The 11,717-nt window shown below is 37.4% G+C and carries 11 protein-coding genes; 9 read left to right on the top strand and 2 right to left on the bottom strand.

Annotation, left to right across the window (positions count from 1 at the left end; all coding sequences use genetic code 11):
* Window positions 1-77 precede the first annotated feature (77 nt).
* Window positions 78-1,361, bottom strand: a complete 1,284-nt coding sequence (gene urtA / locus E2R67_RS09490; RefSeq protein ID WP_134290714.1) for an urea ABC transporter substrate-binding protein — start codon at window positions 1,359-1,361, stop codon at window positions 78-80.
* A 262-nt stretch (window positions 1,362-1,623) separates the two neighbouring features.
* Here urtA and E2R67_RS09485 point away from each other — a divergent pair, with 262 nt between their 5' ends.
* From E2R67_RS09485 to E2R67_RS09450, 8 genes are all read left to right on the top strand, one after another.
* Entirely contained in the window at window positions 1,624-4,989 is a 3,366-nt protein-coding gene (locus tag E2R67_RS09485; RefSeq protein WP_134290713.1) for an ATP-binding protein, read from the top strand.
* Entirely contained in the window at window positions 4,979-5,866 is an 888-nt protein-coding gene (locus tag E2R67_RS09480; RefSeq protein ID WP_134290712.1) for a response regulator transcription factor, read from the top strand. The genes E2R67_RS09485 and E2R67_RS09480 overlap by 11 nt, the downstream gene beginning before the upstream one ends.
* A gap of 662 nt (window positions 5,867-6,528) precedes the next feature.
* On the top strand, window positions 6,529-6,951 hold the full coding sequence (locus E2R67_RS09475; RefSeq protein WP_134290711.1) for a hypothetical protein: 423 nt from the start codon (window positions 6,529-6,531) through the stop codon (window positions 6,949-6,951).
* Between the two features lie 122 nt (window positions 6,952-7,073).
* On the top strand, window positions 7,074-7,880 hold the full coding sequence (locus E2R67_RS09470) for a DUF5677 domain-containing protein (protein WP_134290710.1): 807 nt from the start codon (window positions 7,074-7,076) through the stop codon (window positions 7,878-7,880).
* A gap of 566 nt (window positions 7,881-8,446) precedes the next feature.
* Window positions 8,447-8,896 carry an aldehyde-activating protein gene (locus E2R67_RS09465; RefSeq protein WP_134290709.1) on the top strand — a complete coding sequence of 150 codons (450 nt, stop codon included), beginning with the start codon at window positions 8,447-8,449 and terminating at the stop codon, window positions 8,894-8,896.
* 87 nt (window positions 8,897-8,983) lie between these two features.
* Window positions 8,984-9,556 (top strand): dienelactone hydrolase family protein, encoded by a 573-nt coding sequence (locus E2R67_RS09460; protein ID WP_134290708.1) that lies wholly within the window; start codon window positions 8,984-8,986, stop codon window positions 9,554-9,556.
* 1 nt (window position 9,557) lies between these two features.
* Window positions 9,558-10,064: a GNAT family N-acetyltransferase gene (locus E2R67_RS09455; RefSeq protein WP_134290707.1), complete on the top strand. Its 507-nt coding sequence runs from the start codon at window positions 9,558-9,560 to the stop codon at window positions 10,062-10,064.
* Between the two features lie 27 nt (window positions 10,065-10,091).
* The gene (locus E2R67_RS09450; protein WP_134290706.1) at window positions 10,092-10,493 is read left to right on the top strand and encodes an NUDIX hydrolase; all 402 of its coding nucleotides are present in this window, start codon (window positions 10,092-10,094) and stop codon (window positions 10,491-10,493) included.
* Window positions 10,494-10,584: 91 nt separating this feature from the next.
* Here the strand turns inward: E2R67_RS09450 and E2R67_RS09445 are convergent, their stop codons facing one another.
* The gene (locus tag E2R67_RS09445; RefSeq protein WP_134290705.1) at window positions 10,585-11,202 is read right to left on the bottom strand and encodes a glutathione S-transferase family protein; all 618 of its coding nucleotides are present in this window, start codon (window positions 11,200-11,202) and stop codon (window positions 10,585-10,587) included.
* 183 nt (window positions 11,203-11,385) lie between these two features.
* Between E2R67_RS09445 and E2R67_RS09440 the strand changes: the two genes are divergently transcribed.
* A complete protein-coding gene (locus tag E2R67_RS09440) occupies window positions 11,386-11,709 on the top strand; it encodes a hypothetical protein (RefSeq protein WP_134290704.1) in 324 nt (107 codons plus the stop codon).
* Window positions 11,710-11,717: the final 8 nt, after the last annotated feature.

The following is an 11,717-nucleotide window of genomic DNA, read 5'->3' as shown; positions in this document are numbered from 1 at the left end:
AGTATTGATTAATTCAGTCCAGAAAAAGGGAGGTGTAAAACCTCCCTTTTAAAGTTAATTATGACGGAGAGTAATAATTAGAACTTTTGACCTGAACATTTAGCAGTAGTTACATCGAAGTTGCCGCATTTAATTGGTGCTGTCCAATCTGATACTAAGTTCTTAGAGCTTGGTAAAAAATCAGACCATGCGTCACCAATCACAGTATCAGGCGTTTCCCAAACCACTTCAAATTGACCATCTTCTTGGATTTCACCAATTAATACAGGCTTAGATAAATGATGGTTAGGATTCATAACCGCGATTCCGCCAGTTAAGTTAGGTACAGCAACACCAATCATTGCTTGCTCAACAGCATCAACATCTGTAGTTCCTGCTTTTTCAACAGCCTTCACCCACATTTTAAAACCAATGTAAGTCGCTTCCATTGGGTCATTAGTAACACGTTTATCATCACCGATATATTCTTTCCAGTTTTCGATAAACTCTTCGTTTTCTTCAGATTCAACACTTTGGAAGTAGTTCCAAGCCGCTAAATGGCCTACTAGAGGTTTAGTATCAAAACCAGATAATTCTTCTTCACCTACAGAGAATGCAATAACAGGAATATCTTCAGCAGAAATACCTTGGTTGCCTAACTCTTTGTAGAATGGGATATTTGCATCACCGTTTACGGTAGAAATTACGGCAGTTTGCTTGCCTTTAGATCCAAAACGTTTCACATCAGAAACAATGTTTTGCCAATCAGAGTGACCAAATGGCGTGTAGTTAACCATAATATCTTCAGCTTTAACGCCTTTAGATTTTAAGTAAGCTTCTAATATTTTGTTAGTTGTACGAGGGTAAACGTAATCCGTACCTAGTAAAACGAAACGTTTTGCACCGATATCATTGATTAAGTAATCAACGGCTGGAATCGCTTGTTGGTTTGGAGCTGCACCTGTGTAGAAAACATTTTTAGATGATTCTTCACCTTCGTATTGAACTGGGTAGAACATTAAACCGTTCAATTCTTCTAATACAGGTAAAACAGATTTACGAGATACTGAAGTCCAGCTACCGAAAATAACGTCTACTTTTTCTTTTGCTAACAGCTCACGGCCTTTTTCTGCAAATAGCGGCCAGTTTGATGCAGGGTCAACAACAACAGGTTCGATTTTTTTACCTAATAAACCACCTTTTTTGTTTTGGTCTGCAATCATCATTAATACAGTGTCTTTCAGCGTTGTTTCACTGATTGCCATTGTGCCTGATAAAGAATGTAGAACACCTACTTTGATGGTATCTGCTGCGTAAGCAAAGTTAGTCATTAGTCCCGTTGCAACAATCGAGCTCGCAACAATTAGTTTCTTCAATTTCATAGCTAGTTCCTTTCCTTTATCATTTAAGTGTTAAGACTCTACGGTCCTAATCACAACCAATTTCAAGTGATGTAAGTATCTAGCAATGAGCGCAAGCTTTAAATGCGTAAAAGCGCGCAACTAACTACGCAATTATGCGCATATAAAAACAACACTTAATTGGTTAAAATACGCGCGCAAGCCGGAAACGTATTTCTATAAGTAGGATTTAAAAAACAATAACTAAAGATAACTCAACGACGAGTCAACCTAACGAGTAACTATGCAGTCCAATCAAAAAATACTTAAAGCACGCCGCACGTACAACAAACTCGTTGCCAACGAAATGATGGAAGACTTCGCGCTACGCTTCACTGCAAAACGTGCACGAAAATGGTCATTAAATCGCATTTCCATGACGGCATTAGGCATTGTTTCTTTTCTTGTATTAGAAGCCATTGGAGGTGCAATTACATTGACCTATGGTTTTGAAAATGCGGCATGGGCCATTTTAGCGGTCACCTTAGTTGTATTTTTTAATGGGTTACCAATCAGTTATTACGCGGCGAAATATGGCGTTGATATTGATTTGCTCAGCCGAGGAGCCGGATTTGGTTATATTGGTTCAACTATCGCTTCTCTTATTTACGCTTCCTTCACCTTTATCTTTTTTGCCCTTGAAGCCGCTATTATGGCAATGGCATTACAAATCCTCTTTGGCTTACCCTTATTCGCAGGTTATATCGTCAGTACCCTATTAATTATCCCTTTAGTCACGCACGGTATTACTTATATCAGCCGCTTTCAGGTTTGGACTTCTCCTATTTGGGTCGCATTACAAATATTGCCTTTATTCTTTGTATTTACTCACGCCGATAGCCAATTTAGTGAATGGGTCAACTTCACAGGCGATGCAGGCGAATCAGGTAAAACCTTTAATATCTTATTATTTGGCGGCGCTTCGGCAGTTTTATTGGCCTTGGTTGCGCAAATTGGTGAGCAGGTTGATTTCCTTCGCTTTTTACCAGAGAAACCGCATAAGAAAGCATGGAAATGGTGGTTAGCTTTGATCGCTGGTGGTCCAGGTTGGATCATCTTTGGTGCACTTAAATTATTGTTAGGATCCTTCCTTGCTTATTTTGCATTAAAACAAGGTGTTGCACCAGAAAACGCAAGCGACCCTGCACATATGTATCAACTTGCGTTTACCTATGTCTTTGATAATCCCGCAATCAGCGTGATTGTCGCCTGTACCTTTGTGGTGATTTCTCAACTCAAAATTAACGTCGCCAATGCTTATGCAGGTTCATTGGCTTGGTCTAACTTCTTCTCGCGTGTTACGCACAATCACCCCGGTCGCGTTGTATGGATGGTCTTTAACGTTGCCATTGCTTTATTGTTAATGGAATTAGGGATTTACCAAACTATTGCAAGTATGCTGTCGGTTTATTCTGTGATTGTATTAGCTTGGTTAAGCTCAGTGGTTGCCGATTTAATTATCAATAAACCACTTGGCATCAGCCCTCGCCATATTGAATTTAAACGCTCGCATCTTTACGATATTAACCCTGTTGGTGTTGGTTCGATGTTGCTTGCATCAATCGCAGGCTTTACCGCACACATGGGTATTTATGGCGAAACCATGGAAGCTCTCGCTTCTTTTGTGGCTTGTTTTTTACCTTTTATTACTGTGCCTTTAATTGGATGGTTAACTAAAGGAAAATATTATTTAGTTGATAACCAACAACCAGAGATCACCACGTTCACCGAATGTCATATTTGTGAAAACAGTTTTGACCGTGAAGATATGACCTTCTGCCCCGCTTATGGCAAAGCCATTTGTTCACTATGTTGTAGCTTAGACGTTCGTTGTGCTGACCAATGTCGACCAGAAGCCACTTTGTCACAACAAGCTCATGGTTTCTTTAGCCGTTTTCTTAGCCATAGAGCGATACGCTTATTAACTACGCCGTTAACGCAATTCCTAGTGTTAACCATGAGTTTGAGTTTAATTGGCGCAGCCATTCTATTTTTAGTGTACCTGCAAGTTCCCCTTGACGATTTACAAGTGAAAGACGTCTTTGCAAGCACCTTAATTAAGATATTCTTTTTATTAATGATCATTATCGGCATCGTCAGTTGGTTGTTTATTCTTGCGCGTGGCGGCAGTAAAAATGCCTTAAAAGAATTACGTTCACAAACCAATGCATTAGCAAAAGAAGTGGATGCGCATGAGGAAACGTCTTCTGAATTACAGAGAGCAAAAAATATTGCAGAATCTGCCAACGAAGCAAAAAGCCGTTATCTAGCGGCATTAAGTCATGAATTACGAACGCCTTTAAATGTATTGTTAGGTTATGCGCAATTGTTAATGCGAGATGAAGTGTTACCTCCCAAACAGCGTGAAACCATTTCAACCATTCGCCGTAATGGAGAGCATTTAGCAGACTTAATTGAAAGCTTGTTAGAAGTCTCCAAAATAGAAGCAGGTCGAGTAACCCTGCAGCGAGACGAATTCAACTTAAAAGCCATACTGCAACAACTTGTAGATATGTTCCAAATGCAGGCGAGTAAAAAAGGCATTAAATTCCACTACGAAACCAGTGCCAATTTACCTGATTATGTAGCAACGGATAAACAACGTTTTAGACAAATATTAATCAACCTAATTTCTAATGCAATTAAATATACAGAGCAAGGCTCAGTAACTTTCAAAGTCACCTATCGCAGCGAAGTGGCGAACTTCAGCATTATCGATACTGGAGCAGGTATTGCTAAAAGTAATCAAGATTTGATCTTCAAACCCTTTGAGCAGATTCGTAATACACACACACAATCAATTGGGGGAACAGGCTTAGGCTTAACCATTTCTCGTTCTCTTGCTGAATTAATGGGGGGTGAAATCAGTTTAACCAGTCAAATAGGTAAAGGCTCTACCTTCAATTTCAAACTCATGTTATTTAAATTAAATAAGGATCCTAAAGAGCCAGAATTAACCAAGTCAGAAGCGATTGGCTATAACGGCTCAAAACAAACGGTATTGGTGGTTGACGATAACCTTAATCAACGAGAATTGATGCTTAACTTATTAGCGCCGATTGGTTTTGAAGTGCTATTAGCGGAAAGTGCACAGCAAGGTTTTACACTATTAGAAAACAACGATATCGATTTGATTTTAATGGATGTACAAATGCCAGATATGAACGGCTGGCAAATGGTGAAAAGCTTACGAGAACAACATTATCAAATGCCAGTGTTAATGGTTTCCGCAAACGCGCGTGATGCAGAATACAACTTACAAGCGGAAGGTTACCATAATGGTTATATCGCAAAGCCACTTAATATGGATGCGTTGTTAGGTAAAATTGCCCAATTACTTAACTTACAATGGCAATACAAAAGCACAGATAACACGAATCAACTGTTACCTCAAAAACAAAAGAAAATAGATATTAGTAATGAACAATATCAAGCATTAATTGCATTAGCTGAAATCGGTTTCTTATCGGGTTTTAAAGATAAATTTACAGAAATAGAAAGTGAGTACCATTTTCCAGAAGATAGCGCGTCACAAATACTTGAGTATGTTGAGGTTTGTAACTTCCCTAAAATTATTGAATATTTAAGAGAGTTAAGCGATGAATCCTAAAAGCAGCGATGTTGTATTAGTGGTTGATGATTCTCCGGAATCGTTAGGCATGCTGAATGTAGCATTAAACAGCCAAGGTTATACTGCGCTGGTGGCATTAAGTGGGCAACAAGCTTTATCCATTGCCGAAAAAGTCCCCCCAGATGTCGTATTGTTAGATGCCATGATGCCTGAAATGGATGGTTTTGAAACCTGTCGTCGTTTGAAAGAATTGCTACCTAACACACCAATTATTTTCATGACGGGATTAACCGACGTGGAAGATATTGTAAAAGGGATCGAAGCTGGTGGTGTAGATTATGTGACTAAACCAATTTCACCCGATGAAGTGATTGTACGCATCAAACGTCATATCGCCACAGCCAAGCTTGCACTCAGTGCACAGGACGCATTAGATCATGCAGGCAAAACTATTTTTTGTGTGAGTCATTTAGGCCGTCTCTCTTGGGCGACACCTCACGTTCATGAAATACTAGAAGCCATCACTAAAGGGGATTACAGCGCATGGGCAACATTAGCACCACTTATTGAAAACTGGTTACTTACCGATACCAGCAAAGAATTGACCGTTAATTGTTTTGCAGAAAAAGTAACAATCGCCTACGAACGTCAACAAGAAGACATGCATTTACTACGTATTGTGCAAAATCAAACACAAAAATCACCTGAAGATTTAAAGGCAAAATTACCTATTACCAAACGCGAGTCTGAAGTCTTGTATTGGGTGTCATACGGCAAAACCAGTTGGGAAATTTCACAGATTTTAGAAATGAGCCCACGCACAGTGAACAAACATTTAGAGCAGGTTTATAAGAAATTGGGAGTGGATAATAGGACGTCTGCGGCGGCGATTTCGATTCGGATCTTAGAGGGGTGATGCAACAAAGGATTGTTGGTTTATCCTTTTTTCTAGTTACTTTCATCACCGCTAGGAATGTATTTCTCTCGTTTCCATAGTCCTCCGTGGGAATGCATATTTTAAATTAAGGTTCGTCTGCGCTCATCGAGTCTGATTGATATTTATTAACAGTGTTTTCGCCCTGTCGGCGACATACTTTTTCTTACCAGAAGAATAAAGTAAGCAAAAAGACTGGCTCCCAATTCGTTTTTTAATCTGAATCAATGACAGCCTTCTTTACGCACCGCTTATACGGCGCGTCCATGCGCCGAGCTAGCAACGGCAAAGGGCACGCAGAGCTTAGCCCGCTCATAACACTATGCTGCCGCATAATTCGCTCCATGCCTCTACTTGCTAAAGGCTATCATTGATTCAGAAAAACTCAACGGGAGAGTTGCCGTAGCCGCGTTGAGTCATGTTCTATTATTTATAGGAAAACTTAATTCCGTGTTTCTACAGTAAACACGGAACTTTTCCGTCTCTCCACATGACAAAGGTTTTATGTTTTTATTTAATAGCTTGATTTAATGCTTGATTACACTAAAGTAACACCTAATTTATCAAATTAAACTATTCCGCATTTTCACCGTAAATACGGAATAATTCGACTTAGTTGCGTTGTTATACAAAAGGAGTAAGTTATGATTCAACGTTTCGCATATTTAAATATTTGGGAAAAACTTGATAATAGTGCTTTTACTGCGGTGTTTAATTACGCATTCGAGATTGCAACATCAGAATCGAAGGACTTAACTCTGATTGTTAATAATGTAAAGCAATGTTCTGATTTCATAGATAAATTTATAGATAAAACAAGCTCAAAAAAATTACAGAAAGGAGATGTTTTAAGTTATAAGGGGGTAAACATTTCCCTTAAATCTCCTTTCTCATTAAAAAGCCACCAAAATTATGGTCTTTTCTGTGCATTTCACCCTAGTGATAAAGCAATCTCGTCAATGGAAGCTACTAGAGAACCTTTAGCTATTGTTATTCTTGGTGAGCATGAAGACCATCTTAATACCTGGATAGAAAACAACAACGTACAATTATTAGCGCAGAGTTAATTTTGTATTACAAGAGTTTTCAAGCTGGAAGATTTACCGCTGACCATCGCTTCGCAATTCTATCCAACGTTAATTCCCCGCTTAAAACAACGTTATGAATATACTCCAAATTGGGTGGTAACTTGCATAAAAAAGAATTTTTATCTCTTAGAAAAAAAGCCATCATATTGTTTGATGATACATTTAGCTCTCATTTGTCTACTGAGGAGGGACGCATATTCTATTTGCTTAGTAAAAAGTTATTAAATCATATTAATAGCTTTTATACAGTGTTGAATGGCACCAATTTCAATGATGTAGTTGAAAATAGTGAGCAAATTGATCATTCGTCAGCAAAAATACTTTTAAGAGCATCTTTTGAGTCATACCTGGTAATGAATCACTTATTCTTTGAAAAGCCAAACCTAACAGAAATTAGGGTGTTGTTATATAAACACACCGGCTTAAAAGAAAGGCAAGATAAGCTACCAGATAAAAATTTGAATTTTGATTTAAATGCAAAGAAAAAAGAAGAATCAGAATTAATAAAAGCTATTGAGGCATCAATTAATAATGTATCAGCCTCTCTTGACTTAGAACAAAAATATATACGAAAGGCGCTAAAAGAAGGCTGGAGTGCTGGAAATGGTTGGATTCAATTAGGTCGTAAAAGTTCTTTAGCAAACTCATACGTAGAAACTGTATATCCCTATTTATGTGGTTACTCGCACTCCGGGTATGAGTCATTGATGCAGCTGGCAAGCGATGAAAACAGTCGTAATGTTACATGCAGAGATAAGCAATCGATATTATATTTCTATGCTTCATATTTGTTAGCTAACTTCTGTAAACTATACTGCTCACATACTAAAGTTGCTGATAATGAAAGTGTGAAAAAAATAGGTGAAATAGAGATGTTTTTGCAAAAATACCGAAATATATATTCATAATCGGGTAGCCGGAGGTATCTAACCTCTAGCCCACTCGTTGAGCGAAACAATATCAATAAGTTAATATAAAACGACACTCAATGTGGCTACGACTAACCTCCCGTTGAGTTTTTCTGAATTAATGATTGCCTTTAGCAAGCTAAGGCAGGGATGCCGTTGCTAGCGAACTTCGCGGCATGGACGCCGCGTATGAGCGGTGCGTAAAGAAGGCTGTCATTTATTCAGATTAAAAAACGAATTGGGAGCCAGTCTTTTTGCCTACTTTATTCTTCTGGTAAGAAAAAGTAGGTCGCCGACATGGCGAAATACCAAGTAATGAAATATCAAACAGCCTAGATGAGCGAAGACGAACTAAATAACACCACCGACAGAATGCAAAATGAGTATGACTTTACTTTGCCTAAAATTAACTGGAGACATTCCTTTTGATGCTGTGAGTAAAAAGCTTCTTCTGGTAAAAAAAAGGTCGCCGACATGGCGGAATAACAAGTAATGGAATATCAAACAGCTTCAATGATCGCCAGTGAATTAAAATAAGAACAAGCAGTAAAATAAGGAGAGGTTACATGCACAATAAAAAGCTATCAATGCTCACTAGCATCGGGCAATGTCACTGTGGAGAAAGCAATATTATGCTTAATCTTCCTGAGCCTTTAGAAAGATACAGCCCTCGTGCATGTGATTGTGATTTTTGTATTGCTAACAATATATCCTACCTTTCACACCCTAATGGTGAACTCAACATTGAAAGCATTGAGAAACTTGAAATCCAAAAACAAGGCTCTAACCAAGCGAGTTTCATAACCTGCCATAATTGTAAAACGGTTATTGCAGCGGCTTTAGAATGCGAAGGCAAACTGATAGGAGCTTTAAATGCGAGCTTATTATCAGACTTTTCACTACTTCAACATCCCACTACTGTTTCTCCAAAAAAGCTTACCGCAATAGAGAAAATAGATCGCTGGAAAGCTGTTTGGCTTAACATTAAAATCAATGGAAATTGTCACTTAAAATAATAAAGCTAAAAAGCAGATAAAAGTACAATTCTGGTTCTAGTCTTTTGTTAAAATAAAAACTACGCTCTAAACACCACCGGCAGAATAATGAATGTAATTTTAGTTTCAGATATCTTTGGTAAAACACCCGCTTTAATCAAGTTAGCTGAAGCAATTGGTGCGACTGCTATCGTTGATCCTTATGATGGCGTTAATATGGAATTTGAAGATGAAAGTAAAGCTTATGCTTACTTTGTTGAACATGTAGGGTTTGAACAATATTTCGATATTTTACAAGGTGAACTACAAAATCAAGCCAGTCCAATTGACGATATGAATATCTTAATCGGTTTTAGTATTGGTGCTTCTGCTATCTGGAAATTATCTGATAATCCAGCTATCACCAATGTACATAGTGGTATTTGTTATTACGGCTCTCAAATTAGAAACTTAACAACGGTTACACCCCATTTTGATATCGACTTAATATTTCCTGAAAAAGAAGATCACTTTGATGTGTTAGCGCTTCAAGCTGAACTATCTCAAAAGAAGAATGTAAAGATAACGCAAACCAATTACTTACATGGTTTTATGAATTCACATTCAGATAATTACAACCAAGTCGCGTATTTAGAACATGCAAAGCGACTATGTATAAAAAACAACTACGAGAGAGTTTAGAATGAGCATTAGAACCGCAAATATAAATGACTCCGCACAATTAATCTCATTATTTGAAACATTAGATCAAGAATCTACATTTATGTTATTAGAGCCTAGTGAGCGTGACACATCACTAGAAAACCAACAAAAACAGATGGCTAACTTTACTGATTCAAATACTCAAGTGATGTTAGTTAAAGAAAATGATAAGGCTGAGTTAATAGCTTTCGTTGTTGGGATTGCGGGTAATTTTATACGCAATAAGCATTCTTTATATTGTGTGATTGGCGTTAAGAGCGAGTATCACGACAAAGGAATTGGTCATTCTTTATTAACCAATCTAGAAGAATGGGCTAATAATCATGGAATTCATCGTATTGAATTAACTGTGATGGAGCATAATTTAAAAGCAATTAGGCTTTATGAAACATTTGGTTTTATTCGCGAAGGTATAAAAAGAGATTCTATTTGTATAGCGGGCGAGTATATTAATGAATTATATATGTCTAAGTTACTTAATAAATAATAAGTATTAAATTTCCTTGGAGTTTTTGTGAACAAAGTAATAGATAAACTAGCCTGGTTATATATTCGAGATGGTAAATTGTTAGCCGCACGATCTAAAGGCAAAGCCCTTTCTTATATTCCGGGTGGCAAACGTGAATTAGGAGAGTCTGATGAGCAAGCATTGATTCGAGAGGTCAAAGAAGAAATCTCTGTTGATTTAATAGCTGATTCAATTAAATACGCCGCCACTTTTGAAGCACAAGCAGATGGAAAAGAAGCTGGCGTCATTGTTAAACTAACCTGTTATTTTGCTGACTTTGAAGGCGAACTCAGTCCTAATTCAGAGATTGAAGAAATTAATTTTGTGGATTACCAAAGTAAAAACACTTTCTCTCTTGGCGGAGTTAAAGTCATGGAATGGCTTAAAGAACAGAATCTAATTTTGTAAAGCTTTAAGCCATCATAATACTTAGATGCTCTTTGCCCTGAAGGAAATAACAGGCCGGGCTAGAGTTTAATATATTTTCTAAAGGCACTAATCAGGAAAATTTCGCTTCTACTTGATCTGCTTTTTGGAAGGCTTCATGGCTTGCTAATTGTTTCGCATAACGAGCTAAGTTAGGGAATGTTTCAATAGAGCCATTATTCACTAAGGTTTCAACAATCATCGACATCATAATATCTGCACCAGTCAATTGCTCATCAACTAGATAAGTTTTACCTTCCAGGCTTTGATTAAAGTAGGTTAGTATTTTTAATGTTTCTGCATCGGCATATCCAGCTAAAAAGTTAGTTTCACAACCATCTTTAGCAACGAACAATTTCAACAAAAGCGGTAGCATTGCAGAGCCTTCAGCAAAGTGTAACCATTGAGAATACTCAACATAAGCATTAGTACCACGCTTAGGAGCTAACTTACCTTTACCGTATTTTTCAATTAGGTAATCAGTGATTGCGCCAGACTCACTAATAATTAAACCATCATCTTCAATGACTGGTGATTTACCTAGAGGGTGAATACTTTTTAATTCAGGCGGTGCAAGAAAACTTACGCTATCACGTAGATAGGGTTTAATTTCATACTCCAATTCCAATTCTTCTAATAACCAAATAATACGTTTTGAGCGAGATTTATTTAAGTGATGAAGAGTGATCATTGTCTGTCCTATTGGTTGTGATTGTTTTAAGTATTGGTTTTATGAATAGAGCGTTTAATGCTAAACGCGATTTCAGAATAGAAAATATACGCCTTATAAACGTAAAATTCGCCTATCTAGATCAGTTTATTTTGTATAAAGTTTACTAACAAGAAACACTTACCTCTACATAAGGCCAATCGTATGAAAGTTAACATTATTGAAAGTCCTTTTAAACCTGCGACTAAAAATGAAGTTTGTAGTCACTTACAACCGATATTAAAAGTGCTTGAAGAACATGGAAATCAAAGAGATGCAGTAAATAATATTATTAACGATCGCAGCGATGGCAATATCATGTTGGTTGAAAAAGATATCGACTTTGAGCTAGTTGGCGATATCTTTGAAGTACCGAGTTATATTATCTTACAAGAGTCACGAGGTATTATGTGCTCTAAATGTTGGTGTGCAATAGAAAAGAAAAACAAAGATAGAATATTTCAAACGGGAACCAAGGTTATATTTTAATACACTAC

The organism is Psychromonas algicola, from assembly GCF_004378355.1.
Taxonomy (GTDB): domain Bacteria; phylum Pseudomonadota; class Gammaproteobacteria; order Enterobacterales; family Psychromonadaceae; genus Psychromonas.
This window is presented reverse-complemented; position numbering and strand designations above follow the sequence as displayed.